The following is a 25,068-nucleotide window of genomic DNA, read 5'->3' as shown; positions in this document are numbered from 1 at the left end:
CCCGCGCAGGGGACGGCCTCGACCGAACGCCCGTGCCGTCAGGCACGTCCTTCCGCTGGCATTACCCAGTTCAAGTGATCGGGTCGACGGCGTCGGGCGTGCTGCCCAGGCCTTCCTCTCAGCCCGGCTACCCCGAGCTCCCCGCGTTGGCGGGGCCACGGTACCGCTGGTCGCGGGAGGTGCGGAAGCCTGCTCACCTTCGAGGCCCGAGTTTCTTCGCTTTCAGGCTGCTGAAAGCGAAGAAACTCGGGCCTCGAAGGTGACCGGGAGGGAGGGTCAGGTCACTCCCCCGGGTACTTGAGGCCGATCTGCTCGCGGATCGTGTCCAGGGTGGCCATGATCGCCACCGTCTCCTCGCGCGGGAGCAGCGGGCTGTCCAGCTCGCCGGCCGCCACCAGACGCTCGGCCTCGGCGGCCTGGAAGTGCATGCCGCGGCCCGTCACCTCGGCGCGGAAGGTCTCGGTCTCGGTGCCCGAGGCGTCGTAGACGTGCACGGTCGACGGGTTGTACCAGGTCGCGTCGATCTCGATGCGGCCCTCGGTACCCAGGATCGAGGCCCGGTTGGGCCCGCGGGTGTCCGACGCCGAGACGGTCGTGGCGACCCGGGCGCCGTCGTACCCGAAGATCGTGGCAACGGTGGCGTCCGCACCCGTCTCCTTGAACGTCGCGTGCGACTGCACCGTGAGCGGCTCGCCGAACAGGTCCCAGGCGAACGAGACCGGGTAGATGCCCAGGTCCAGCAGGGAGCCGCCGCCCAGGGCGAGGTCGTTGATGCGGTGGGCCGGGTCGTCGGGCAGGTCCTGGGTGTGGTCCACCAGCAGGGTGCGCACCTCGCCGAGCGCGCCCGACGCGATGATCTCGCGCACGCGCGCCATGTGCGGCAGGAACCGGGTCCACATGGCCTCCAGGACCACGAGCCCCTTCGACTCCGCCAGGTCCACGACCTCGCGCGCCTCGGCGGCGTTGAGCGTGAACGGCTTCTCGACCAGCACGTGCTTGCCGGCCTCCAGCACGAGCTTGGCGGCCTCCGCGTGCATGGGGTGCGGCGTGGCCACGTAGACGATGTCGACCTCGGGGTCGTTCACGAGGTTCTCGTAGGAGCCGTGCGCCGTCGGGATGCCGAACCGGTCGGCGAACTCGCGGGCCTTCTCCAGGGATCGTGACCCCACCGCCTGCACGGTGAAGCCGTTGTCGTTCAGGTCTGATGTGAAGCTCGCGGCGATCCCGCCGGCCGCCAGGATGCCCCATCGCAGGTGTGTCATGCGTTCGAGCGTAGTGCCCGCAGAACGTGTCAGACGCTCAGGTCCCCCGAGGGACCTGAGCGTCTGACACGTCAGTGGCGGGCGGGGGTCAGTTGACCTGGATGGTCATGTGACCGTTCCTGCTGTCCTCCGTGAGCACCTTGATGGTGGTGCCGGTGCCGCCGACCTTGACCGACTGGCCGGGGTTGGCCGGGTCGTAGTAGGCGAGCGGGTTGGTGTCGTCGAACTTGGACACGGCCTTCTGCTTGCCCAGCCGCAGCGTGGTCAGCGACGTGGCCGACACCTCACGGTGCAGCGACAGCGCGTCCGTCTTCTGCAGGCCGAACGTGGCGTCGAAGGACTGGATGCGGTTGCGGGCGATCGTGCCGTCCGACCACTTCAGCGCCTTGGCACGGGCGTCGACCGGCAGGGCCTGGCCGCCACCCGGGTGCTGCGACACGTTGTTGTCGCCGTACAGGCTGTTCACGTACCAGACCAGCAGGCCGTCCTGGTACGGGTAGTGCTCCACCTTGTTGCTGTTGGTGAAGTTCCAGCCGAAGTTGTACGGGCCCGTCTTCAGCGTGGCGTCGTACCCGCCGTACACGCGGTTCTCGGCCACGTAGTAGTGCTGGTAGGTGACCTCGTACGTGCCGTCGGCGCCCACCGTGGTGAAGCCGTCGGCCGACCAGTCGGCCGCGTCCGTGAAGTCCTCGGTCAGCGCGTCGCCCACGGCGACGTCGTCGACCAGGATGCCGGTCTCGTTGGTGCCGCCGTCGCTGGAGTAGCGGAACCGGACCTGCGCCGTCTGGCCGGCGTAGTCCGCCAGGTCAGCGGTCAGGTCCACCCAGGCGCCGTCCGAGCTGCCGGTGATGCCGGAGCCGGGGTTGGTGCCGTTCGGGTCCTCGTCCGTCGACAGGTTGTTCGGCAGGGCGGTCCAGGTGGAGCCGCCGTCCGTCGAGACCTCGGCGAACGCGTAGTCGAAGTCCACCTCGATGTCGTACTGGACCTTGGCGGTCAGCGAGGCACCGGCCGGCACGGTGAACGACGGCGACGCGATCGTGTTGTTCAGGTCGTTGCCGGTACCGGAGTAGACGAACTCGCCGTCGAACGGCGCGATGCCGAGGTCGACCTGCTCGACGCCGTCCGGCAGGTTCACGATCGCCGCCTGGGCGCGCGTGGTGGCGTGGAACGACGGGCCGAGCTTGATGCGCTCGGTCTCGCCCGGCTCCACCGTCTCGTAGTCGAGCCAGCCCAGGAACAGCTTCTCGGTGGCACCCATGTGGTTCGGCGTGGTGCCGATGGTGCCGTCGCCGTGGCCCATCCACGAGCCGGAGCTCATGAGGTTCCAGTAGCCGGTGCCGTTCTCGCCACCGGCGGTGTCGTAGTAGTCCGGCAGGCCGAGGTCGTGGCCGAACTCGTGCGCGAACACGCCGAGGCCGCCGTTCTCCGGCTCCGTGGTGTAGTCGCGGATCCAGAGGTCGGAGTCACCGATCTTGATGCCGCCGACCTTCGGGTAGCCGGCCGGGCCGTCCGTGCCGAGACCGCCCTGGTTGACCGACCAGCGGTGCGACCAGATGGCTGACTCGGGCGCGCCGGCCTCCTCGCCCTCCCCGGCGTGGATCGCCTGGAAGTGGTCGATGTAGCCGTCGGGCTCGGCCGTGATGCCGTCGCCGTCCAGGTCGTAGCGGTCCCAGACGTCGAACGACTGGAGGTACGCCTCGATCTCCTCGGCGGACTTGCCCGCCGCGACCTGCTGCTCGTACCAGGCGTCCGCGGTGTCCTGGATGAACCGCGTCATGTCCGTGCCGGACTCCGTGGTGCCGTAGGAGGCCGTGCTGTACGGCACGGTCACCCAGTCGGACACGTCGCCCTGGAGGTCGAACCGGCCCGACGACATCTCGTCGTAGACCCCGGCGAACGACTCGCCGTCCTGGTCCTCCAGGCCGGTGAAGAACATCTCCTGGTAGTGCTCGCGCGAGAAGTCCGACTCCCAGTAGGTGGAGTTGTCGCTCCGCACGGGCTCCGGGATCTCGTTGTGCGCGGGGCCCGCGGCCGCGTCCGGGTAGCGCTCGTCGGTCTGGTCGCCGAAGTCGACCAGGATGCTGAAGAGCTGAGCCGTCTCCTCGACGCCGTACTCGACATACTCGCGCGGAGAGATCTCCACGACCTTGGACTTGTGCTTGCCCGACCCGCGCGTCTCGACCTTCGCCTGGCCGGTCGCGACCATGTCGACGGCGATCTGCCGCTTCTCGGTCTGCTTCTCCGCGAGGGCGTCCGGACGGTTGTCCTCCTTGGCGGGCGCCGCCTGCTGCGGCGGCTCCTCGACCGGCGGAGCCGCGGAAGCGGTGATCGGCACGACGGCCGCCGAGAGCAGCAGCGCTGCTCCCGCACCGACCGCACAGAGACGTGAGTTCATGTTTCCTCCGTGAAGAGAGCTGCGTCCGGGACGAGGAGGTGGTGCGTACGGGCCCCGGACCTGCTGGACACCTTTGTCCACGGAGGAGGAAACCAGGGAAATATTACGACAATGTTGCCTAGGACACAGTTCTGGTTCAGGACGTATGCCGGGAATGGGCTCGTAGAATCGGTTCGAGTCCGCGTATTTTGGTCGATGTCCGCCGGGCCGGCTCGTCGTCCGGGTGAGCCCACGCCCGTCGACCCGCCGGAGACCACATGACCGCGAACAGTCCTGCCGCCGCAGCGGCCTTTGCCGCACCTCCGGTGGACCAGCGCCGCGCGGTCGTCGCGCTGATCGCGCTCTCGGTGAGCGCCTTCACCTTCGTGACGGCGGAGAACCTGCCGGGCGGGCTGCTCACCCTCATCGCCCCCGACCTGGGCCGCAGCACGTCCGAGGTCGGGCTGCTGGTCACGGCGTACGCCGCCGTCGTCGTGCTCGCGTCGCTGCCGCTCTCGCGCCTGACCCGCCGGTTCCCGCGCCGCTGGGTGCTGGCGGCGACCACCGCGGTGTGCACCGTCGGGACTCTGTGGTCGGCGGTCGCCGCCGGCTACGTGGACCTGATGGCCGCGCGCATGGTCACGGCGCTGGGCCAGGCGCTGTTCTGGTCGGTCGTCACGCCCGCCGCCGCGAGCCTGTTCGCGCCCGCCGTCCGCGGCAAGATGATCGCGCGCCTCGCCATCGGCAACTCGCTCGCTCCGCTGCTCGGCGTGCCGCTCGGCACCTGGGTGGGCCAGCAGGCGGGCTGGCGCACCGCGTTCCTCGTGTTCTCCGTGGTGAGCCTGCTGGCGTGCCTCGCGATGGCGATCGCCATGCCGGACGTCGACGCCGAGCAGAGCGGCACGGCCACCGGCACGCACCCCAGCATGCGCCGCTTCGTGGTGCTCATGGTGGTCACGGTGCTGCTCGTGACGGGCGGGTTCATGATGATCACGTTCGTCACCCAGTTCCTGCTGGAGACGGCGGGGTTCCCCGACCGATACCTGAGCGCGCTGCTGCTGGGCCAGGGCGCCGCGGGCCTGGCGGGGACCCTGCTGATCGGCCAGGTGCTCGACAGGCGGCCGTGGCAGACGGTGCTCGTGGCGCTCGGCCTGCTCACCGGCGCGCTGGTGCTGCTGTGGTCGCTGGGCCACGTCCCGGCCGTCGCCCTGGCGGGCCTGGCCCTGTTCGGCCTCGCGTTCAGCGCGATCCCGCCGGCTCTGTCGTTCCTGTCCATGCAGGTCGCCCCGGGCGCCACCGAGTCGGCGACCGCGATCTCGAGCTCGGTGTTCAACATCGGGATCGGCGGCGGGGCAGCGCTCGGGGCACTCGTGGTGGCCACGGTCGGCATCGACACGGTGCCCCTGGTCGGGGCGTTCTTCGTGCTCGCCGCGCTCGTGGTCGTCGCGGTCGACGTGCGGATCGCGGCCCGGCGGACCGCGATGCCGCACGTCGACGTGCCGGGAATTACTCCGCGGCGCCCTTGAGGCTGCCCGTGAACGGCTCCTCGGAGCTGACGATGCACTGCAGGGAGCGGTCGTTCAGCTGCTCCCAGGTGGCCTGGGTCGGGTAGAAGCCGGTGTAGCCGTAGACGGACTCGTCGTACGAGATGCCCACGAACTTCTCGAACTCGTCGTAGCACCACTCGTCGAACTTCTTCGACATGGCGTCGTCGCCCGGGTACTCGTCGCCCTCCATGATGAGCTCGGCGTAGACCTCGCCGGTGTGCTCCTCGGCGCACGGCACCACGGGCACCGACTCGACCTCGAAGTCCTCACCCTCCGCGGACTCGCCGTAACCGTCGAGGGCCTCCAGGTCGATGCAGTCGCCCTTCAGGATCTCGAACGCGTCCGCGTCGGCGGAGGCGGTGATCTCGCCGCCCGGCTCGTCACGCGGGGCCTCGCCGCTCGACAGGATCCCGTCGAGGACCGAGCAGCCGGAGAGCAGGGTCAGCGACACGGTCGCTGCGGCCGCGGCGGCCAGCAGCCGGGCCGGACGGCGGGCGGGACGGAGGGTGCGGATCATCAAGTTCTTCCTTTGGGTTCGGCACGACGGCGGACGCCCTCGCCGCGGCCACCTCCGGCCGCCCCGGAAAACTACCGTCTCGAACGTCCGTACTGGTGGCGAGCGCACAACGATTCGATCACGGCCCGCCGAGCCACCTCCGCCACGGCACGCGGCGCCGCGCCGGCGGGGCTGTTCACGCACCGTTCACCCGCACGAGCGGGCGCCGTCCTACGGTGTCTGACGCGGACCACCCGCGCACGACACCCCGACGAAGGAGCAGTCATGCGAGCCAGCACCCCCTCGCGCCTGACCGGCGCGGCCGCGGCAGCGGCCCTGCTGGCCGGGGCCTTCCTCGCCTCGGCGAGCACGGCCTCGGCAGGCACTACACCGACCGGTCCGACGGCGGGCCCGACGGCGGACGGAGCGGCGTCGACCGCGACGTCTGCCACGCCGGACCGGCACCACGCCAAGCCCCGGACCCTGCGCGCCGCGACCTACAACCTGTCGCTCAACCGCGCGACCGAGGGCGAGCTCGTCGCCGACCTGTCCACGGGCGACGACGTCCAGGCGGCGACGGTGGCCGAGGTGATCCAGCACGCGAACCCGGACATCGTGCTGCTCAACGAGTTCGACTACTCGGGCGACGCCGACCCGTACGCCGCGGCCGACCTGTTCCGCGAGAACTACCTGGAGGTGCCGCAGGGCACGGGCCGCCCGGTGGAGTACCCGTACGCGTTCGTCGCGCCGTCCAACACGGGGATCCCGAGCGGGTTCGACCCGAACAACGACGGGACCGTCGGGGGCGGCGACGACGCGCTGGGCTTCGGCCTCTTCCCGGGGCAGTACGGCATGGTCGTGCTGTCCAAGTACCCGATCCAGCACCGCGACGTCCGCACGTTCCAGAACTTCAGGTGGCAGGACATGCCGGGCGCGCTCCTGCCGGACGACCCCGCCACCGATGCCCCGGCCGACTGGTACTCGGCCGAGGAGCTGGCGGTGCTGCCCCTGTCGTCCAAGTCGCACTGGGACGTGCCGGTGCGCGTGGGCCACGAGACGGTGCACGTGCTCGCGGCGCACCCGACCCCGCCGTCGTTCGACGGCGCGGAGGACCGCAACGGTCTGCGCAACCACGACGAGATCCGGTTCTGGGCCGACTACGTGCGCGGCGGCCGCGCGGCGCGCTACGTGTACGACGACGAGGGCCGGCGTGGCGGGCTGCGGCCCGGCTCGTCGTTCGTGATCGTGGGCGACTACAACGCCGACCCGCTCGACGGCGACTCCGCCACGGGCAGCGACGGCGTCCCGGCGATCGACCAGCTGCTGCGCCACCCCCGCGTCACCGACCCGCGGCCGACGTCGGCGGGCGCCCCGGAGGCCTCGGCGCTGCAGGCCGGCGCGAACCTGACCCACGAGGGCGACCCGGCGTTCGACACGGCCGACTTCGCGGACACGACGCCGGGCAACCTCCGCGTCGACTACGTGCTCCCGTCGCGCGACCTGCGCGTCCGGGGCGCGGGCGTCTTCTGGCCGGCCGCGGCCGACCCGCTGTCCCGGCTCACGGGCGTCTACCCGTTCCCGAGCAGCGACCACCGCCTCACCTGGACCGACCTCAAGCTCTGAAAGACAGCACGCTCCAGTCGACAGTTCCCCACCACCGAACGGCTCACCCCCCGCCACCCCACCCCCGGGCACGGTGACCCAAAGGAAGAGCCGGAGGGGCGGGAGACGTGCGGCCGGCCGTCAAGCCGTAGCGGAGGGCCCCCTGGGGCCCGTGAGCGAGGCCGGCCGCACGTCTCCCGCCCCTCCGGCGGGCGGAACCACAACGATCAGGACGCCTTGTCGACGTCCTCCGCCAACGTGCCCAGGTACAACGAGATCACCTTCGGGTCCGACTGCAGCTCCTTGCCCGTCCCCGTGTAAGCGTCCTTGCCCTGGTCCAGCACGTACCCCCGGTCGCAGATCTGCAGGCAGCGCCGGGCGTTCTGCTCGACCATGACCACGGACACGCCCGCCTTGTTGATCATCCGGGTGCGCAGGAACGTCTCGTCCTGACGCACCGGCGACAGCCCGGCGGACGGCTCGTCGAGGAGCAGCACCGACGGGTTCATCATCAGTGCGCGGGCCATGGCGACCATCTGCCGCTCACCGCCCGACATGGCGCCCGCACGCTGCGCGCGCCGCTCGCCCAGGGTGGGGAACAGGTCGGTGATGAACTCGAACCGCTCGGCGAACACCTTGGGCCGCAGGTACACGCCCATCCGCATGTTCTCCTCGACGGTGAGCGAGGGGAACACGTTGTTGTTCTGCGGCACGAACCCGACACCCTGCGACACGAGGCTGTTCGCCTTGTGGTTGGTGATGTCCTCGCCGCCCAGGGTCACGCTGCCGGAGCGGACGTGGACCAGGCCGAACAGGGACTTCAGCAGCGTGGACTTGCCGGCGCCGTTGGGGCCGATGATGCCCACGAGCTCGCCCTTGGCGACCTCCAGGTTGCACCCGTTCAGGATGTTCACACCCGGCAGGTACCCGGCCACGATGTCGGTCGCCTTGAGCAGGATCTCCCGCTTCTCGGTCTTGGCCGCGTCGTTCATCGCTTCTCCTCCTCGGCCTCGAGCCGGGCCAGCACTGCGGGGTCGAGCAGCGAGTCGTCCCCGAGGTCGGTGTCGTGGTGCGCACCCAGGTAGGCGTCGACGACGGCCTGGTCCTGCATGACGGACTTGGGCGGCCCCTCGGCGACGATCCTGCCCTCCGCCATGACCACCACCCAGTCGGAGATGTGCCGCACGGCGTGCATGTCGTGCTCCACGAACAGCACGGTCATGCCGTCGTCGCGCAGGGCCTGGATGTGGTGCAGCAGCGACTGCACCAGGGCCGGGTTCACGCCGGCCATGGGCTCGTCGAGCATGATCATGGTCGGGTCCGTCATCAGGGCCCGCGCCATCTCCAGGAGCTTGCGCTGACCGCCGGACAGCGAGCCGGCGAAGTCGTCCTTCTTGGTGTCGAGCTTGAACCGCGCCAGGATCTCGAGCGCCTTCTCGGTGTTGCGCTTCTCGGTGCCCGCCCACAGCGGCTTCACCAGGGAGCCGAAGAGGTTCTCGCCCGGGTTGTCCATCGCGGCGAGCAGCATGTTCTGCAGCACCGTCAGGCGCGACAGCGCCTTGGTGAGCTGGAACGTGCGGACCATGCCGTTGCGCGCCACCTTGGCGGCGTTGACGCCGCCCAGAGACCTGCCCTCGAAGGACCACGAGCCCTGGTTGGGCTTGTCGAAGCCTGTGAGCAGGTTGAAGAAGGTCGTCTTGCCGGCGCCGTTCGGGCCGATGAGGGCCGTGATGACGCCGCGCTGGACCTCCAGGTGGTCGACGTCGACGGCGGTCATGCCACCGAACCGGCGCTGCACGTCGTCGACGAGCAGGATCGGGTCCGGCTTGCTCACGCCGACCTTCGGCTCGACCGCGGCCAGGACGTGCTCCGCGGCCTTGGCGGCCTCGGTGTCGCTGCGCTCGACGGTCTCGAGCGCCTCGACGGTGCTCGCGGGCACGTCCGTCGCCTCGGCCGCCTCGGGCACGTCGGTCACCTCGGCCACCTTGTTCTCTGTCGTCTCATCGGACATCGAAGGCGAGCTCCTTCTTGTTCCCCAGGATTCCTTGTGGGCGGAAGATGACGAGCAGCATGAGGGTCACGCCGACGAGCAGACCACCGATCTGCTCCACCATCGTGGCCGTCACCACGCCTTCCAGACCCTCGCGCATACCCGCGCGGAGCAACATGTAGACCGCATAAAAGAGCATGGACCCCAGGACCGGGCCGAACAAGGTGGCGGCGCCGCCGAGCAGCAGGACCGTCCACGCGAAGAACGTCAGCGAACGCCCCATGGCGTCGGGCGCGACCGACCTGGGCAGCACGTACAGCATGCCGGCGAGCGATCCGCACATGCCGCCGAGCACCAGCGCCTGCATCTTGTAGGAGAAGACGTTCTTGCCCAGTGCGCGGACGGCGTCCTCGTCCTCGCGGATGCCCTTGAGCACGCGGCCCCACGGGCTGCGCGTGAGGAGCCAGACGAAGAGGACGGCGATGAGCACCACGGCCCACGAGAACAGGCGGGTCCACCACGAGTCGGATCCGGTGAACACGTACTCGAGCGGGCCGAACGCACCACGCTCGGGCGCCGCCGGCAGGAACGAGAGCTCCTGGAACGTCGCCTTGAACGAACCACCCGTGAGCCCCGCCGCGCCGCCGGTCCATTCCTGGAAGACGGTGGCACGGCCGAGCATTCGGATGATCTCCGCGGCCGAGATGGTCACGATCGCGAGGTAGTCGCCACGCAGCTGCAGCGTGGGTGCGCCGAGGATGAGCGCGAACAGCGCGCCCGCCGCGAGCGAGATGAGCAGGGCCAGCCAGAACGGCGCGCCCGAGATCGTGGCGATGCCGAAGCCGTAGGCGCCCAGCAGCATGAAGCCTGCCTGCCCCATGTTGAGGAGGCCGGTGAACCCGAAGTGCAGGTTGAGGCCGATGGCGGCCAGCGCGATGGCGGCCGTGGTCGGAGCGATGAGCTCGGCGAGCGCCTGGGTGAGGATGCGGCTCAGTTCCATGATGGTTCTCCTTTCAGCCGATCCGCTCGGCGCGGCCGAGCAGGCCCTGCGGCCTGAACAGCAGCACGAGGATGAGGATCACGAGTGCCGAGGCGTAGCGCAGGTCGCTCGGCATTCCGGGGATGAGGGTGGACATCTCGACGACGAGGCCGATCACGAGGGAGCCGAGCAGGGCGCCGTAGGCCGTGCCCAGGCCACCGAGGGTGACGGCGGCGAACATCAGGAGCAGCAGCAGCATGCCGAGCGACCAGTTGAACGAGCCGAACGAGATGGCCAGCAGCATGCCCGCCAGGCCCGCGAAGCCCGTGGACATGGTCCAGACGACGCGGATGATGCGGTCCGGGTTGATGCCGGTGGCCGCCGCGAGCGCCGTGTTGTCCGAGACGGCGCGGGTGGCGCGGCCGGTCCGGGTGCGGGTGAGGAACCACGCGATGAAGAAGATCACGACGACCGCGACGAGCATCGAGATCCACGAGGCGGTGCTGAGCGTGATGCCCGCGATCTCCAGCGGCTTCGGGTTCTGCGGCAGCACGCGGTGCGACCGGCCGCCGATGACCATCTGGATGGCGTACTGCAGCGCGAGCGACAGGCCGATGGTCACGATCATCATCTGCGTGACGGGGGTACCGCGCCGGCGCAACGGGCCCCAGATGGCGGCGTCCTGCAGCCAGCCGGTGGCGGCGCAGACCACGATCACGCCGATCACGGTGAGCCAGACCGGCATGTGCAGCCAGTTGATGCCGATGAAGCCGAACATGGCGCCCAGCGTCACCTGCTCGCCGTGCGAGAAGCTCGACAGGCCGGTCGTGCCGTAGATGAGGCTGATGCCCACCGAGGCCAGGGCGAGCAGCAGGCCGAACCGGATGCCGGAGCCGAACTGCTGCCAGATCTGCGCGAGAGAGGGGCCGCCGCCCTCGGTGGTGGTGGTGCCGGCTCCGCCGAGGCCCTCGTCCCCGGCTGCGGGGCCGGAGGCCGCGTCCGTGGGCTCGCCCTCGCTCGGGGCGGTGGTGGCGCCCCCGCTGGGCTCGGTGCTCTCGGGGGGCGTGGTGCCCAGCCGGAACGCCGCGCGCGCGGAGCTACCGGTCTGTGCCGTGACCTGCAGCTCGGTGGCGTCCGGGAAGAGCCCGTCGGGGACGGTCTCCTCGTCGAGGGTGAGCGTGTAGGTACCGACCTGCGGCACCTCCACGGACGCCGGCCCCTCCTGGGTGCTGGTCACGTCTGTCTCGAACCCCGCGCCGGAGATGGTCACGCCCACGTCGGGGACGGGGTTGTTCTCCGCGTCCAGGACGATCGCCACGACGCAGGCCGTCGTGTCGTCGGGTGTGCAGTCGGCGGGCGCAGTGGCAGCCATCGCTGGTGCCGCGGCGATCGCGGCAGGGATGGCCGCGGCCGCGAGCGTGGCCAGCAGCCTGCGCGCGGCCGTCGCGAGGTTCGGTCGGTCGGCTGTCATCTGCCGGGTCCTCCGTCGGTTCTGGTGTGTGATGCTCCGAGGTCTCGGTGCCGATACGACACCAGCATGATTCAGTCCTGCTTAACCAGGCCTGCATCAAACTGATGCCATCGGCGTGCGGCGAGTGTAGCCGTGCCATGTGTCACTCGTTACACCCGTTGGTCACACCAAGGTCACGGAGTGCCATCGTCGAGGGCAGGGAGAGGGCGTGGGATGCCCCGTCGCGGGGGCGTCGGCACGGTTAGGCTGACGCGGTGTCCGACGACGCCATGACTCCCCCAGCGGCCGCCCCGGCGGCCGATCGACCGAACGGTTCCGTGCGGGTCCTCCCGCCGTCCGAGCCACCCTTCACCGTGCGCCGCCCCCGTGAGCGCACCTTCCACGGCGACACCTTCACCGACGACTACGAGTGGCTCCGCGACAAGGAGGATCCCGAGGTCGTGGCGCACCTGGAGGCGCAGAACGCCTGGACCCTCGACCGTCAGGAGCACCTGGCGCCGCTACGGCAGACCCTGTTCGACGAGATCAAGGGGCGCACTCTCGAGACCGACCTCTCGGTCCCCGCGCGCGACGGCGACTGGTGGTACTACGCCCGCACGGTCGAGGGCCAGCAGTACCCGATCCACGCGCGGTACCCGGTCGCCGGCCCGGACGACTGGACGCCCCGCGTGCTCGAGCCCGGGCAGCCCGTGCCGGGCGAGCAGGTCATGCTGGACCAGAACGCCGAGGCCGAGGGGCACGAGTTCTTCGCCCTGGGCTCGCTCGACGTCTCCGACGACGGCACCCGGCTGCTGTACGCGACCGACACGGCGGGCGACGAGCGCTACACGCTGCGCGTCCGCGACCTGGCCACCGGCGAGGACCTCCGCGACGAGGTGCGCGACACCGCGCCCGGCGCCATGTTCACCCCCGACGGCGAGCACGTCTTCTACCTGACCGTGGACGACGCCTGGCGGCCCTGGCGGGTCTGGCGGCACCGGCTCGGTGCCACCACCGGGTCCGACGACGTGCTGGTGTTCGAGGAGCCCGACGAGCGGTACTGGGTGGGCGTGGGCCTGTCCCGGTCCAAGAAGTACCTGCAGATCGAGCTCGGCTCGAAGGTGACGAGCGAGTCGTGGCTGCTGGAGGCCGACGACCCGACGGGCGAGTTCCGCGTCGTCTGGCCGCGCCGCGAGGGCGTCGAGTACTCGGTGGAGCACGCGGTGCTGCCTGGGTCGACGGGCGAGCCCGAGGACGCCCTGCTGATCCTGCACAACCAGGACGCGCTGAACTTCGAGCTGGTCGCGTCGCCCGTCCCGGCACGCGGCGAGAACATCACCCCGGAGGCCGCGGCCGTCGTCGTGCCGCACGACCCCGAGGTGCGCCTGGAGGGCGTGAGCGCGAGCGAGCGCTACGCGGTGCTCTACTACCGCCGCGGGGCGATCTCCCGCTCGGCCGTGCTCCAGCTCCCGGCGAGCGGCCCGGTCACCTGGGACTTCCAGGAGATCTCCTTCGGTCAGCCGCTGGAGTCGGTCGGCGCGGGCGTGGGTGTGTGGGAGCAGCCCAACCTCAAGGTGGGCTACACGTCGTTCGTCACGCCGTCGTCGCTCTACCTGTACGACGTCGCCTCCGGCGAGCGCACGCTGCTCAAGCAGCAGCCGGTGCTCGGCGGGTACGACGCCGGTGACTACGACCAGCGCCGGGAGTGGGCCGTCGCCGAGGACGGGACGCGCGTGCCGGTCTCGCTCGTCTGGCGCAAGGACAAGGTGCAGTTCGCCGACCCGGCCGGCTCGGCCGACCCGGCTCCCGCCGAGCCCGCACCCCTGCTCCTGTACGGGTACGGCGCGTACGAGTACTCGATCGACCCGTACTTCTCGATCGCCCGCCTGAGCCTGCTCGACCGCGGGGTCGTCTTCGCCGTCGCGCACGTCCGGGGCGGCGGCGAGATGGGCCGCTCCTGGTACGACGACGGCAAGCTGGCCGCCAAGCGCAACACGTTCACCGATTTCGTGGCCTGCGGCCGCCACCTGGTGGCCACCGGCTGGACGGCGTCCGACCGCATGGTGGCCGACGGCGGCAGCGCCGGCGGGCTGCTCGTCGGCGCGGCCACCAACCTGGCGCCCGAGCTGTTCGCAGGGGTGCTGGCCGGGGTGCCGTTCGTCGACGCGCTGACGTCGATGCTCGACCCGACGCTGCCCCTGACCGTCACGGAGCGCGACGAGTGGGGCGACCCGCTGAACGACCCCGAGGTGTACGCGTACATGCGCTCGTACACGCCGTACGAGAACGTGGCCGACGACGCCTCGCGCTACCCCCGTGTGCTCGCGACCACGAGCTTCAACGACACCCGCGTGCTGTACGTGGAGCCGGCCAAGTGGGTGGCCCGGCTGCAGGCCGCGGGGGCGCCGGCGATGCTCAAGATCGAGATGTCGGCCGGGCACGGCGGCGTCTCGGGGCGCTACTCCGCCTGGGAGCAGGTGGCGTTCGAGCACGCCTGGACGCTGGACGTGCTGGGCCTGGCCGGCCTCTGAGACCTCAGAGGCCGGCCTTGGCCGCGACCACCCGGGCCGCGGCCGCGTCGATCCTGGCGGCGAAGGCCGGGTCCTCCTTCGCGGCCTGGACCAGCGCGTCCACCATGGCCGGGGCCACGGACGGCCGCGCGGACGCGAGCACCACGTCCACCCCGGCGTCGACGGCACGGACCGCCCGCTCCCCCGGGGGCACGCTCTCGACCTGCACCGCCGCCGACAGGTCGTCGGTGATGATCACGCCGTCGAACCCGTGCTCGCGGACCAAACCCACCACGGTGGGGCTGAACACCGCAGGCGCGTCCGGGTCGATCCGGGTGTAGATCGCGGACGACATCATCACCAGGCCCGAGCCGTCCTTGATGCCGGCGTCGAACACCGCCACCGACGGGTCGTCGGGCCCGGTCACCGTGTCGGTCACGCCGGCGGTGGTGTCCGTGTTCCCGGTGACCCGGCCCAGCCCCGGGAAGTGCTTGATCGACGTCTGCACGCCCGCGTCCCGCTGCCCCTCGGCGAACGCGTTGCCGTGGGCGATCACGGACTCCGGCGTGTACCCGTAGTTGCGCCCGAAGGCGCCGATCGGCGCGTTCGACGCCGCGCTCTGCTGCGGGACCAGGTCCATCACCGGCGCGAGATTGAGGTTCACGCCCGCGGCGGCCAGCTCCTGGCCCCAGGTCAGGGACCGGGCGCGCAGGTCGGGTGCGGACAGCTCGGCCTGGTCGAGCGCGCTGGGCATGTCGCTGAAGCCCTGCCCCCGCAGGACCTGTACCTCGCCGCCCTCCTGGTCGGTGGCGACGAAGAGGGGTACCGGCGAGGTGGACGCCGCCACCGCGGCGTCCACCAGGTTCTTCACCGGCTGCCGGCCGGCGTGGGTACGACCGTGCAGGAAGACGCCGCCGATCTGCCGGCTCTCGATCATGTCGAACGTCGGCTGGAACGGGCCCTTGACGGGCAGGCCGACCATCACGACCTGGCCCACCTTCTGCTCCAGGCTCCAGCCGGCCACGAGCGACAGGTCGGGCTCGCCGGGCGTCGGCTCCGGGGTGGGCCGCGTGGACGGCGTCGCACCGGGCGCCGGCGACACCGCACCGTCCGACGGCGACGGGCTGCCGGACGGCGAGCCGCTCGGCGACGGGCTGCTCGGCGACGGGCTCGGCCGCGCACTCGATTGGGAGGGTCCGGGGAGGGAGGTCGGTCCGGGTTCACCGGCCGGAGCGGAACAACCCGCGGCCAGCGCGGCGACCGTGAGCACGGTCGCGGCGAGCAGGCCGGCAGGGCGAAAGCGGGTCATGACCATCAGTCTCACCCCGTCGTGGTCCCGACGTGCAATCGGGTCGGGTCAGAGCGCCGCGCCGACCACCCGCACGAACGCGTCGACGTCCGCCTCCGTGGTGTCCCACGCGCACATCCAGCGCACCTCGACCCGGTCGGCGGTCTCCCCCGGCGCCCAGTCGTAGAAGCGGGCGTGCTCGCGCACGCGGTCCGCTGCCACGCGGGGCAGCGTCGCGAACACGACGTTCGCCTCGGTCGGGTACCGCAGGTCGACCCCCACCCCGGGCTCCAGCAGACCCGCCGCCTCGATGCCCGCGCGCAGGCGCGCGGCCATCGCGTTGGAGTGCGCCGCGTTGCGCAGCCACAGCGGCCCGCCCTCGGCGCTGCCGGACGGCGTCGCGGCGGACGCCGGCGTGCCGGACGTCGGCGTGCCCGGCTCGCCGAGCAGCGCGAGGAGCTGGGCCGACACGAACCGGGTCTTGGACGCGAGCTGCATCGTCGCCTTGCGCAGGTACGGCACCGCCTCGGACGGTGCCGCCCCCGCCGGACCGGCCGCGGCGCCGTCGTCGGACAGGACCACCACGGCCTCGCCGAGCATGCCGCCGTTCTTCGCCGCGCCGAGCGACACGATGTCCACGCCGACGTCGGTGGTGATCTCCCGCAGCCCGACGCCGAGGGTCGCCGCGGCGTTCGCGAGGCGCGAGCCGTCGACGTGCACGCGCAGGCCCGCCGCGTGGGCGGTGTCGGCGAGCAGCTTGAGGTCGGCCACGGAGTAGACCGTGCCGAGCTCGGTCACCTGGGTGAGGCTCAGCACCGCGGGCTGCGCGCGGTGCACGTCGCCGAGGTCGCCGGCGTAGCGGTCCACGGCGTCGGGCCCGATGCGACCGTGCCTGCTCGGTACGGCGAGGATCTTGAGGCCGCCCACCCGCTCGGGCGCCCCGTTCTCGTCGGTGTGGACGTGCGCGACGTCGCTGGTGATCACCGCGCCCCAGCGCGGGGCGGCGGCCATGAGGCTGATGACGTTCGCGCCCGTGCCGTTCAGGACGGGGAAGATGCGGGCCCGCTCGCCGAACACCTCCTCGGCGCGGTGCTGCAGGCGGGCGGAGACAGGGTCGTCGCCGTACGCGACGGCCGCGCCGTCGTTCGCCGCGGCGACCGCGGCCATGACCTCGGGGTGGACGGGGGCGTAGTTGTCGGAGGCGAAGTGCTGCACCCGCCCATTCTCCCGCCCGAGCAGCCGGCGACGGTCTCGGCCTCGACGCTCCCCGGGAGCGGGCAGGCCGAAGGCCCGGTCACCTCGAAAGGTGACCGGGCCTTCGTAGTACAACCGGGCGGGCTCACGAGCCCGCCGTGTCGGCTGTCAGAGATCAGATCGGGCGGATGTTCTCCGCCTGGAGGCCCTTCGGGCCCTGCTTCACGTCGAACTCGACGCGCTGGTTCTCCTCCAGCGAGCGGTAGCCGCTCGACTGGATCGCGCTGAAGTGGGCGAACACGTCCTGCCCACCGTCCTCGGGTGCGATGAACCCGAAGCCCTTCTCGGCGTTGAACCACTTGACGGTTCCGAATGCCATGTACTGCTCCTTGCAAGATGCGACGACCCCGGCCTTCGGGATCGCTGTAATCACGGTGTCGTCGTCATCTCTTGGAAGAACGATCGAGGCACTGCAACACGCCAAGCGTACCTGCCCGTGCCCAGGAAAGCCCGATCAATCTCCGTGAGGTGCGTCCGGCGGGCGACTGGATGAACTTTCCTTGGGTCTAGGGTGATGTGGGTCACGTCCTCGTAACAATCTTGGTCGGGGTGGGGGATTCGTGACACAGGCGTCACACAAGGTGACTACTTTCAGCGACCACGACGGAGCAAAGTGCGCCGTCAGATCCACTCCCGCTTGAAGGGGAACAGCAGACATGATTCGACGTTCCACGGCTGCGCGCGGGCTCGCGCTAGCGGCAGTCCTCAGCGTGGGCTTGGCAGCCTGCTCCACCTCGGGTTCTGGCGATGGAGAGGGCGGGGGCTCCACCGAGCCGCTCGTCGTCGGCACCATCCTCCCGATCACCGGCTCTCTTGCCTACCTCGGTCCGCCCGAGGTCGCGGGCGTCGGACTTGCCGTCGACGACATCAACGCCGCCGGGGGTGTGCTGGGCGAGGACGTGACCCTCGAGGGCGGTGACTCCGGTGACTCGACCGACATGAGCGTGTCGACGAACACGGCCACCGACCTCATCGGCAAGGGCGTCCAGGTCGCCATCGGCGCGGCGTCCTCGTCCGTGTCCCAGAACGTGGTGGACCAGTTCACCGAGGCCGGGGTTCTCCAGATCTCGCCCGCGAACACCGCCACGGAGCTCTCCGGCGTGAGCGACCTGTTCACCCGTACCGCTCCGCCGGACACCGTGCAGGGTGCGGCGCTCGGCTCGCTCGTGCTCGACGGCGGCCACCAGAAGGTCGCCTTCCTCGTGCAGAACGAGACCTACGGCACCGGTCTGCGCGACAACGTGCAGAAGTCCATCGAGGCCGGAGGCGCCGAGGCCGTCTACGGCGCCACGGGTTCCGGCGAGGAGTTCGCCCCGGGCGAGACCAACTTCTCGTCGATCGTCACCGACGCTCTGGCCGCCAAGCCGGACGCCATCGTCATCCTCGCGTTCGAGGAGACCAAGGCAGCCATCGCCGAGCTCGTCTCCCAGGGCTGGGACTTCGACGGCACCACGTACCTCTGCGACGGCAACACCGCCGACTACTCCAAGGACTTCGACCCGGGGACGCTCAAGGGCGTCGTCGGCACCATCCCCGGCGCCGACCCCGCGCAGGAGTTCAAGGACGCGGCGAGCGGCTGGTACGAGGAGAACGAGGGCGAGCCGCTGACCGACTACGCCTACGCCGCTGAGTCGTACGACGCCGTGATCCTCGCCGCGCTGGCCGCGGTGAAGGCCGAGTCGACCACCGGTACCGACATCGCCGCCCAGATCCGTTCCGTGTCCGGTGCGGACGGCGGCACCGAGGTGTCCACCTTCGAGGAGGGCGTCGCGGCGCTCGAGGCCGGCGACGACATCCACTACACGGGCGTCTCCGGCATCGGCCCGATCAACGAGGACAACGACCCGTCGTCCGCGTTCATCGGTGTCTACAGCTACGCCGACGACAACACGCTCGTGTTCGACCGTGCGATCGAGGGCTCGGTCGAGGGCTGACGCTCCCGGCTGACACAGCACGAAGGCCCGGTCACCTCGGTGGCCGGGCCTTCGTCATGTCCTGTTCGTGTCGCGGAGGGACGATGACCGGGAACCCTGGGCCACGGCACGCCGTTGACCGGGGTGGACCGTCAGGACCGAACCTCACGAAGGACTGAGATCAATGGGCTTCCTCGACCGACTGCTCGGCCGCGAGCCGCGCGAGCAGACACCCGGCATGTACCAGGGCGGCGGCACGCCGCGGCCCCAGTACCAGCAGACCCCGGGTCAGACCCCGGCCTACGGCACGGCCCCCGTCTACGGGTCCGCCGCGAGCACGGGACGCAGCGAGGACGAGGTGGCGATCGAGCGCTACCGCTACCTGCTGCGCACGGCTCCGCCGGACCGGGTCGAGGAGGCGCACGCCGAGGCGTTCGCGCAGCTCACGCCCGAGCAGCGCAACCAGGTGCTGGCCCAGCTCAGCGAGACCGTGCCGCCCAACGAGCGCGCGACGTCGGACGATCCGCGCGACCTGGCCCACATGGCCACCCGCGCCGAGATGCGCAACCCCGGCACCCTCGAGCGGAACTTCGGCGCGAGCCGCGGCCCGGGCTTCGGCTCGATGCTCGGCGCGAGCATGCTCGGCACCATCGGTGGCATGGTCATCGGCTCGGCCGTGGCGGACATGATGTTCGGCAGTTCCTTCGGCGACCCGGCGCAGGACTTCGCCGGTGAGGAGGGCGGCGGCGAGGGCGGCGGCGAGGGCGGCGGCGAGGAGGCCGGCGGCGAGCCCGTCGAGGCGGCCGGCGCCGAGGGCGGCGACGCGGGAGCCGATGCCGGGGCAGACGCCGGTGGGGACGGCGGCGGCGGGTTCTTCGGCGACATGTTCGGCGGCGGGGATGCCGGTGGCGACTTCGGCGGCGGTGACTTCGGCGGCGGCGAGTTCTGACCCGTCCCGCCCGGACCGGGTGCGTCAGGCGCCGATGAGGCGGAGGAAGCCGCCCAGCTCCATGAGGTGGCGTACGCCGTCGGCCTCCAGGTCGCCGGGCAGGTAGTCGGTGAGGCGGGGAGACGAGACCACGACGGCCCGCCACTGCGCGCGCGACACCGCCACGTTGATGCGGTTGCGCGCGAGCAGGAAGCCCATCCCGCGGGAGACGTTCTCGGGGGCCGAGGCGGCGAGCGTCAGGATCGCCACCGGCGCCTCCCGGCCCTGGAACATGTCGACGGTGCCGACGGGCACCCCACCGAGGCCTGCGGCGCGCAGGGCGAGGCGCACCGTGTGCACCTGCGCGTTGTAGGCCGCGACCACCACGACGTCGTCGGGGCCCAGCGGCCGGGCCGGGCGCCCGGCTCCTGGGTCCCACGTGCGGCCGACGAAACCCTGCACCTGGCGCACCACCTCGTCGGCCTCCTCCCGGGACGACGTCGAGCGCCCCTCGTGGACCACCGGGACGTGCACCACGCCGGGGACCACGCCGTCGAGCGAGCGCTCCGTCGTGACGGGGTGCGCCGAGAGCCGGCCGGCGTAGGAGAGCTGGGACACGGCCGCGCAGACCTCGGGGTGCATCCGCCAGGACTCGGGCAGCAGGTACCCGAGGCCGTCGGGCAGCACGGAGCTGCCGGCCGCGAGCCACGCGAGCGCCGACTCGTCCACCGGCTCGGGGTGCCGGCCCTGGCTGACCTGCGGAAGCTGCTGCGGATCGCCGAGCAGCAGGAGGCGCTGGGCGGCCCGGCCGACGGCGACGGTGTCGGCCAGCGAGAACTGCCCGGCCTCGTCGATCACGAGCAGGTCCAGCCCCTCGTCGGGCCAGCGCTCGTGCGCGAAGTCCCAGGCGGTGCCGCCCACCACGCAGCCGCCGGCGCTGCCGGCGGCGAAGTCCGCGAGCTGGCTGCCCGTCAGCTCCTGCCACGGGCCGGCCGGCTCCCTCTCGACACCCTTCGCCCGCTGCTTCTTGGCGACGACGTCGACGGATACGCCCGCCTTGTCGACGAGGCAGCTCAGCAGGTTCTCGACCGCCGAGTGCGACTGCGCGACGACACCCACCCGCCAGCCGGCGTCGACCAGCCGGGCGACCACGTGCGAGCCGACATGCGTCTTGCCGGTCCCGGGCGGGCCCTGCACCGCGAGGTACGAGTGGTCGAGCCGCTCGACGGCGGCGAGCACCGTGGCCTCGAGGTGGAGCCCGCCGACGTCTCCCCCGCTGGTCGCGCCGGTGAGCTCCGGCAGGTCCCCGCCGCGCTGCCCCGTCGACGGGTCGATCAGCCGTGGCGGGCGGCGGCACAACAGGTCGACGGCGGCGCCGTCGGGCAGGGTGCGGTCCGCGTCCCACGCGGCGAGCGCCGCACGGGCGGCGTCCTCGGTCGCCCGCTCCTGCGCGTCGTGCGCGGGCCCGCGCTGCGGGGCGAGGGCGACGGGCGCCTGGTCGTGCGGTTCCGCTCCCCCGGAGAGCCGCTCGCGCAGGACCACGACGTCGCGGCCCCGGGGCGCGTCGTCGCTCTCGGGCTCCTCGCGGACCGCCAGGATCGCGCCGCCGGAGTGCTCGCCGCGCACGGCCCGCGCCTCCAGCTCGCCGACCACCGGTGGCACCGGCTGGTCGTACAGGAGGTGCACCGCGTCGCCCACACCCAGGTCGGACCCGTCGATGCGGGACCCGTCGAGCATGCGGCCCACCAGCTCGACCTCGCGCGAGGGAAGCCGGTCCCGACCCACGACGCTCCAGTCCCGCAGCACGCGCGAACGTTCCACGTGGAACGTCGACCGTCGGCCGGGCCACTCGTCCAGCGGCAGCTCGAGCCGCGCGAAGTGCTCCTGCCAGAACGGCTTCTCCTCCCGCTGGTAGTACCCGACGGCCGCGCCCAGCAGCGCGAGCGCCTGCACCTCCAGCGACCGCTCCCCCCGGTTCTCCCCGACCCGCTCCGCGATCTCCCCCGCCAGAGCCAGCCGCCGCTCCCGCCCCTCCCGCCGAGCCAACCCCCGCCCGGCCGCCGCTTCCCCGTTCCCCCCACCGGCAGGAGCCGCCCCGCCGCCACCAGGGACCACCCCGGAACCGAGCCCCCCTCGCTCAACAGCACTCCCCCCGTACTCACCACCCCCCGAAGGCGACCCGACCGCGAAGGCCGTGGGAAGCGAGACCCCGCGCGCGGATGTATCGGTTCCCGAAGTGGAGGGCCCCTTGGGGCCCGTGAACGCATCCGCGCGCGGGGTCTCGCTTCCCACGGCCGCCCCGACCACACCACCCGAAACAGGCCCGACCACCCCCCGCGCGAACCGCAACCAATCCAGCAACCGCAACGTCGACCGACAGTCGTACTCGTTGTAGTCCAAGATCCGCTGCCGCAGCTCCGCCGCCCGCGAGTCCCCCTCAGCTGCCAGCTTCGCGTACTCCGCGTACTCCGTGACCGATGCCGTGGCGCTCGTGACACCCTCGCGCGCCGGATCGTCCTGCATGTAGAGCGGTTCGAGCTTCTTGATCGACTTCGACCGGTGGGAGATGCGCAGGGACGACCGGACCACGGCGTAGAGGTCGACGAGCACGCCGTCGCGCAGGAGCTGGTCCACCTCGTCCTCGTAGACGCCGTGCCGCGCCGCGATCGAGAGCAGATGCGTCCGCTCGTAGGCGGCGTAGTGGTAGACGTGCAGGTCCGGGTGCTCCGCGAGCCGGGCGTGGAGATGGTCCACGAACCGCACGAGCGCGTCGCGCTCACCCGCCAGGTCGTCGGCCCACAGCCCGTGGAAGGGCGGGTTGCCGCCGTCCGGACCGGGACGCTCGACCCAGCCGAAGAGGTAGTCGAGGCCCATGGCCGGCGCCTGGTCGTCGCCGGGCAGCCGCGCCTCCTCCCACAGGGGGTCCCCCTCGAAGTCGAAGAACACGTCGCCCGGGCTCGGTGGCGGGAGGCGGTCGATCGCCTCGGTCGCCACGAGCTGCCAGCGCAGCCGTGCGTCGGGTCCCTCCGGGTCGACGCCGTCGGGCAGGTGGTCGAGCGCGACCGAGCCGTCGCCGTCGTCCAGCCCGAGCTGGAGGCGCGCCTGGGCGCGCAGGCCCTCGAAGCGGCCCGCGGCCATGCCGTCCGGCGGGTCCTCGGCGGTCGCGAGCGCGTCGATCGTGGTGATGCCGGAGGCGGACAGCCTGGCCCGCTGCGCCCCGTACACCCCGCCGACGAGCAGCACGTCGCGGCTCTCGTGGGCCGCCTCGGCGCAGTCCGGGCAGTCGCGCAGCCGGCCGCAGGCCAGGTAGCGCTCGTCGTGCCAGCGCACGGGACCCGTGTCGGCGACGTGCTCGTCCAGGACCTCGATCAGCCGGGCGCGCCGCTTGCGGAAGACCGGCAGCAGGTCGGCGAGCCGGTGCGACGTGGTCTCGCCGGTGCCGAGCACGAGGTGCACCTCGTCGGTCGGGTCGATCCGCGCCGCCATCAGCTGGTCCGCGTACGCGGCGAGCTGCAGCAGGGCACGCACCTTGGTGCGGCGGGCGAGCTTGGAGTCGTGCACGGCGTACCGCGGCCGGGAGACGTGCGCCTCGGCGTGCCGTGGCCACTGCTCGGGCGGCACGACCCCGCCCGAGCCACCGAGGCGGACCGTCTCCCCCAGCAGGTCGCGCACCAGGAAGTCGGCCCGGCCATGGAACCGCCCGTCGAAGAACGAGGCCTGGTAGACGACGTCCGCGCCCCGTTCCAGGGCGGCCAGGGTGCGGTCGTGCGAGTCGACCAGCTCGTCCCGCGCCATGCGGCGGGCGGGCGCGACCTCGAGCACCCCGCCGGGGCCGTCGTCGTCGGCCGGACCGAAGGTACGCAGGTGCCCGGCGAGGACGCGGCGTTCGTGATCCTCACCGAGGGCCGCCGTGCGCGCGAGCATCTCGTCCTCCTCCCGCGCCCGGCGCGGGCTGCGGCCCAGGAGCTCGTCGAGGCGGCGCAGCAGGCGGAACTCGCACTCGCCCGCGACCACGAGGTCGCTGGCCGAGTGCACGAGCGTGCTGGCGTCGTCGCGCTCCAGGAGGAACATGCCCCCAGGTCTACCAGTGACCTCTGACACGAGCGCGCTACTGTCGCTCCCACACGCGGGAGAAATGTCCGGCATGGCCAGTGGTTCTGGCGCCGACCCGCCTGCATGGCCGATAGTGGGGCCGACCGTATCGAAGGAGCAACCATGCCCGTGCGCTTCAACCCGCCTCCGGGTTGGCAGGTGCCCCCGGGATTCCGACCCGACTCCACCTGGGCTCCCGACCCGTCGTGGCCTCCGGCCCCGCCCGGTTGGGACTACTGGGTCGACCGCCCCGACGCCCCCCAGCCCGATTCCGGACCCACGGGTGCCGCACCGCCGGCGCCCCTCGCACCACCAGCTCCCCCGGCACCACCGGCTCCCGTCGGCGGCCCGGACGGGGGTGCCGACACGAGGACCGTCGCGATCCAGGTGATCGACGCTCCCGCCCGCCGTCCGGCGCCCGCGCCCTCGGCGCCGCCCGCCATGGCCCCCGCGGACGCGATGGGCTCGACCATGACGATGGCGCCCATCGGCGCCCCGCCCGCCGCGGGACCGCCCCGGCCGGGCTCCGGGCCGCAGCCCGTCTACCCACCGCAGTCCGGGATGGCGCCACCGCCCCCGCCGCCCGAGGCCAAGAGCCCGGCGTCAGGCGTGCTCGCCGCCCTCAAGGGGCTCGGCGGCCGGAAGGCGACGACGCCTGCCGCCGCAGGCCCCGAACCACGGCCGGGCGCCGCCGGTCCCGGCCCGCTGAGCATCGACGACGCGCACCGCCGACCGGGCGGCTCCGTCCCCCTCGGCACCGTGGCGCCCGGACCCATGGGCGCCGGCCGGCGCCCCGGCGGCCCGTCGCGCCAGAGCGGCTCGCGCCCGCCGGGCGCCGGGCTCATGGTCGCCATCGGCATAGCCGGGCTCGCGCTGGGTGTGATCATCGGCGTGGTCGTCACGGCCGGTCAGCAGGCCGACGCGAACCAGGCCATCTCCGACGCCCAGAACATCAGGTCGCAGATGGACGAGGCGCGCGCCGAGATCGAGGCCGACCAGGCGCAGGTCGACAAGCGCCGCGACGAGGTGGCCGAGCGCGAGAAGGCGCTGGGCGACCGCGAGGCGCAGGTCAAGGAGCAGGAGGCCGCGCTCAAGCAGCAGCAGGAACAACAGCAACAGCAGCAGGAACAGCAGGAGCAGGAACAGGAGGAGAACGGGAACGGAAACGGCAACGGGACCGTCTTCTACTGGAACTGTGACGCCGTACGCGCCGCGGGCGCGGCGCCCCTGCCCAACACGGCGCCCGGCTACCTGCCGCACCTCGACCGGAACGGCAACGGCATCGCCTGCGAGGACGGCGAGTAGCCCGAACAGCTCGGTCAGATCAGGACAAGAATGAGCGGGCCGAGGCAGATCCCCAGATTCTGCCTCGGCCCGCTCGGT

General features: G+C 71.8%; 17 protein-coding genes and 1 riboswitch. Of the genes, 6 read left to right on the top strand and 11 right to left on the bottom strand.

Annotated features, from left to right (window positions below):
- Positions 1 to 44: 44 nt before the first annotated feature.
- A riboswitch (TPP riboswitch) is annotated at positions 45 to 147 on the bottom strand.
- Positions 148 to 281: 134 nt separating this feature from the next.
- On the bottom strand, positions 282 to 1,262 hold the full coding sequence (locus tag AB0I29_RS16935) for a Gfo/Idh/MocA family oxidoreductase (protein WP_285100473.1): 981 nt from the start codon (positions 1,260 to 1,262) through the stop codon (positions 282 to 284).
- 88 nt (positions 1,263 to 1,350) lie between these two features.
- A complete protein-coding gene (locus AB0I29_RS16930; protein WP_357483408.1) occupies positions 1,351 to 3,657 on the bottom strand; it encodes an immune inhibitor A domain-containing protein in 2,307 nt (768 codons plus the stop codon).
- Between the two features lie 257 nt (positions 3,658 to 3,914).
- On the opposite strand from AB0I29_RS16930, the gene AB0I29_RS16925 reads away from it, so the two are divergent.
- Positions 3,915 to 5,162: an MFS transporter gene (locus AB0I29_RS16925; protein ID WP_357483405.1), complete on the top strand. Its 1,248-nt coding sequence runs from the start codon at positions 3,915 to 3,917 to the stop codon at positions 5,160 to 5,162.
- On the opposite strand, the gene AB0I29_RS16920 is transcribed toward AB0I29_RS16925, so the two are convergent.
- Entirely contained in the window at positions 5,143 to 5,700 is a 558-nt protein-coding gene (locus tag AB0I29_RS16920) for a septum formation family protein (protein WP_285100476.1), read from the bottom strand. The two genes, AB0I29_RS16925 and AB0I29_RS16920, sit on opposite strands and share 20 nt — an antisense overlap.
- 264 nt (positions 5,701 to 5,964) lie before the next feature.
- Between AB0I29_RS16920 and AB0I29_RS16915 the strand changes: the two genes are divergently transcribed.
- Entirely contained in the window at positions 5,965 to 7,302 is a 1,338-nt protein-coding gene (locus AB0I29_RS16915) for an endonuclease/exonuclease/phosphatase family protein (protein WP_357483402.1), read from the top strand.
- Between the two features lie 206 nt (positions 7,303 to 7,508).
- Here AB0I29_RS16915 and AB0I29_RS16910 read toward each other — a convergent pair whose 3' ends face one another.
- Genes AB0I29_RS16910 through AB0I29_RS16895 form a run of 4 tightly spaced genes read right to left on the bottom strand, consistent with a single transcriptional unit; the run spans position 7,509 to position 11,721 of the window.
- Positions 7,509 to 8,273 (bottom strand): ABC transporter ATP-binding protein, encoded by a 765-nt coding sequence (locus AB0I29_RS16910; RefSeq protein WP_285100478.1) that lies wholly within the window; start codon positions 8,271 to 8,273, stop codon positions 7,509 to 7,511.
- Positions 8,270 to 9,292, bottom strand: a complete 1,023-nt coding sequence (locus AB0I29_RS16905; RefSeq protein WP_285100479.1) for an ABC transporter ATP-binding protein — start codon at positions 9,290 to 9,292, stop codon at positions 8,270 to 8,272. The genes AB0I29_RS16910 and AB0I29_RS16905 overlap by 4 nt, the downstream gene beginning before the upstream one ends.
- Positions 9,282 to 10,271, bottom strand: coding sequence for a branched-chain amino acid ABC transporter permease (locus AB0I29_RS16900; protein ID WP_285100480.1), 990 nt, complete (start codon positions 10,269 to 10,271; stop codon positions 9,282 to 9,284). Before AB0I29_RS16900 ends, AB0I29_RS16905 begins: the two co-directional genes overlap by 11 nt.
- Positions 10,272 to 10,284: 13 nt before the next feature.
- Complete coding sequence (locus tag AB0I29_RS16895) at positions 10,285 to 11,721, bottom strand: branched-chain amino acid ABC transporter permease (protein WP_285100481.1); 1,437 nt, start codon at positions 11,719 to 11,721, stop codon at positions 10,285 to 10,287.
- A gap of 269 nt (positions 11,722 to 11,990) precedes the next feature.
- Between AB0I29_RS16895 and AB0I29_RS16890 the strand changes: the two genes are divergently transcribed.
- A complete protein-coding gene (locus AB0I29_RS16890; protein WP_357483483.1) occupies positions 11,991 to 14,231 on the top strand; it encodes a S9 family peptidase in 2,241 nt (746 codons plus the stop codon).
- Between the two features lie 4 nt (positions 14,232 to 14,235).
- Here AB0I29_RS16890 and AB0I29_RS16885 read toward each other — a convergent pair whose 3' ends face one another.
- The 3 genes from AB0I29_RS16885 to AB0I29_RS16875 form a co-directional block, all read right to left on the bottom strand.
- On the bottom strand, positions 14,236 to 15,519 hold the full coding sequence (locus AB0I29_RS16885) for a glycoside hydrolase family 3 N-terminal domain-containing protein (protein WP_357483396.1): 1,284 nt from the start codon (positions 15,517 to 15,519) through the stop codon (positions 14,236 to 14,238).
- Positions 15,520 to 15,567: 48 nt separating this feature from the next.
- Positions 15,568 to 16,713 carry a beta-eliminating lyase-related protein gene (locus AB0I29_RS16880; protein WP_285100483.1) on the bottom strand — a complete coding sequence of 382 codons (1,146 nt, stop codon included), beginning with the start codon at positions 16,711 to 16,713 and terminating at the stop codon, positions 15,568 to 15,570.
- 154 nt (positions 16,714 to 16,867) lie between these two features.
- On the bottom strand, positions 16,868 to 17,071 hold the full coding sequence (locus AB0I29_RS16875) for a cold-shock protein (protein WP_036971009.1): 204 nt from the start codon (positions 17,069 to 17,071) through the stop codon (positions 16,868 to 16,870).
- Between the two features lie 337 nt (positions 17,072 to 17,408).
- Between AB0I29_RS16875 and AB0I29_RS16870 the strand changes: the two genes are divergently transcribed.
- Both AB0I29_RS16870 and AB0I29_RS16865 read left to right on the top strand, forming a co-directional pair.
- Positions 17,409 to 18,686 (top strand): ABC transporter substrate-binding protein, encoded by a 1,278-nt coding sequence (locus AB0I29_RS16870; RefSeq protein WP_285100484.1) that lies wholly within the window; start codon positions 17,409 to 17,411, stop codon positions 18,684 to 18,686.
- A gap of 163 nt (positions 18,687 to 18,849) precedes the next feature.
- Positions 18,850 to 19,614 (top strand): hypothetical protein, encoded by a 765-nt coding sequence (locus tag AB0I29_RS16865; protein WP_357483393.1) that lies wholly within the window; start codon positions 18,850 to 18,852, stop codon positions 19,612 to 19,614.
- A gap of 24 nt (positions 19,615 to 19,638) precedes the next feature.
- On the opposite strand, the gene AB0I29_RS16860 is transcribed toward AB0I29_RS16865, so the two are convergent.
- Complete coding sequence (locus AB0I29_RS16860; protein ID WP_357483390.1) at positions 19,639 to 23,664, bottom strand: TM0106 family RecB-like putative nuclease; 4,026 nt, start codon at positions 23,662 to 23,664, stop codon at positions 19,639 to 19,641.
- A 408-nt stretch (positions 23,665 to 24,072) separates the two neighbouring features.
- Between AB0I29_RS16860 and AB0I29_RS16855 the strand changes: the two genes are divergently transcribed.
- On the top strand, positions 24,073 to 24,990 hold the full coding sequence (locus tag AB0I29_RS16855; RefSeq protein WP_357483387.1) for an excalibur calcium-binding domain-containing protein: 918 nt from the start codon (positions 24,073 to 24,075) through the stop codon (positions 24,988 to 24,990).
- Positions 24,991 to 25,068: the final 78 nt, after the last annotated feature.

The organism is Promicromonospora sp. NPDC050262, assembly GCF_040655935.1.
Classification (GTDB): Bacteria; Actinomycetota; Actinomycetes; order Actinomycetales; family Cellulomonadaceae; genus Promicromonospora.
The sequence above is the reverse complement of the archived record's forward strand: the minus strand, read 5'-3'. Positions and strand labels throughout refer to the sequence as shown.

What these genes read in the sequence shown, in the direction of transcription:
- AB0I29_RS16875 (WP_036971009.1), bottom strand. Translation starts at nt 17,071, where the DNA reads ATGGCATTCGGAACCGTCAAGTGGTTCAACGCCGAGAAGGGCTTCGGG.
- AB0I29_RS16860 (WP_357483390.1), bottom strand. Translation starts at nt 23,664, where the DNA reads ATGTTCCTCCTGGAGCGCGACGACGCCAGCACGCTCGTGCACTCGGCC.
- AB0I29_RS16870 (WP_285100484.1), top strand. Translation starts at nt 17,409, where the DNA reads ATGATTCGACGTTCCACGGCTGCGCGCGGGCTCGCGCTAGCGGCAGTC.
- AB0I29_RS16925 (WP_357483405.1), top strand. Translation starts at nt 3,915, where the DNA reads ATGACCGCGAACAGTCCTGCCGCCGCAGCGGCCTTTGCCGCACCTCCG.
- AB0I29_RS16915 (WP_357483402.1), top strand. Translation starts at nt 5,965, where the DNA reads ATGCGAGCCAGCACCCCCTCGCGCCTGACCGGCGCGGCCGCGGCAGCG.
- AB0I29_RS16935 (WP_285100473.1), bottom strand. Translation starts at nt 1,262, where the DNA reads ATGACACACCTGCGATGGGGCATCCTGGCGGCCGGCGGGATCGCCGCG.
- AB0I29_RS16930 (WP_357483408.1), bottom strand. Translation starts at nt 3,657, where the DNA reads ATGAACTCACGTCTCTGTGCGGTCGGTGCGGGAGCAGCGCTGCTGCTC.
- AB0I29_RS16865 (WP_357483393.1), top strand. Translation starts at nt 18,850, where the DNA reads ATGGGCTTCCTCGACCGACTGCTCGGCCGCGAGCCGCGCGAGCAGACA.
- AB0I29_RS16885 (WP_357483396.1), bottom strand. Translation starts at nt 15,519, where the DNA reads ATGACCCGCTTTCGCCCTGCCGGCCTGCTCGCCGCGACCGTGCTCACG.
- AB0I29_RS16890 (WP_357483483.1), top strand. Translation starts at nt 11,991, where the DNA reads ATGACTCCCCCAGCGGCCGCCCCGGCGGCCGATCGACCGAACGGTTCC.
- AB0I29_RS16895 (WP_285100481.1), bottom strand. Translation starts at nt 11,721, where the DNA reads ATGACAGCCGACCGACCGAACCTCGCGACGGCCGCGCGCAGGCTGCTG.
- AB0I29_RS16920 (WP_285100476.1), bottom strand. Translation starts at nt 5,700, where the DNA reads ATGATCCGCACCCTCCGTCCCGCCCGCCGTCCGGCCCGGCTGCTGGCC.
- AB0I29_RS16905 (WP_285100479.1), bottom strand. Translation starts at nt 9,292, where the DNA reads ATGTCCGATGAGACGACAGAGAACAAGGTGGCCGAGGTGACCGACGTG.
- AB0I29_RS16910 (WP_285100478.1), bottom strand. Translation starts at nt 8,273, where the DNA reads ATGAACGACGCGGCCAAGACCGAGAAGCGGGAGATCCTGCTCAAGGCG.
- AB0I29_RS16900 (WP_285100480.1), bottom strand. Translation starts at nt 10,271, where the DNA reads ATGGAACTGAGCCGCATCCTCACCCAGGCGCTCGCCGAGCTCATCGCT.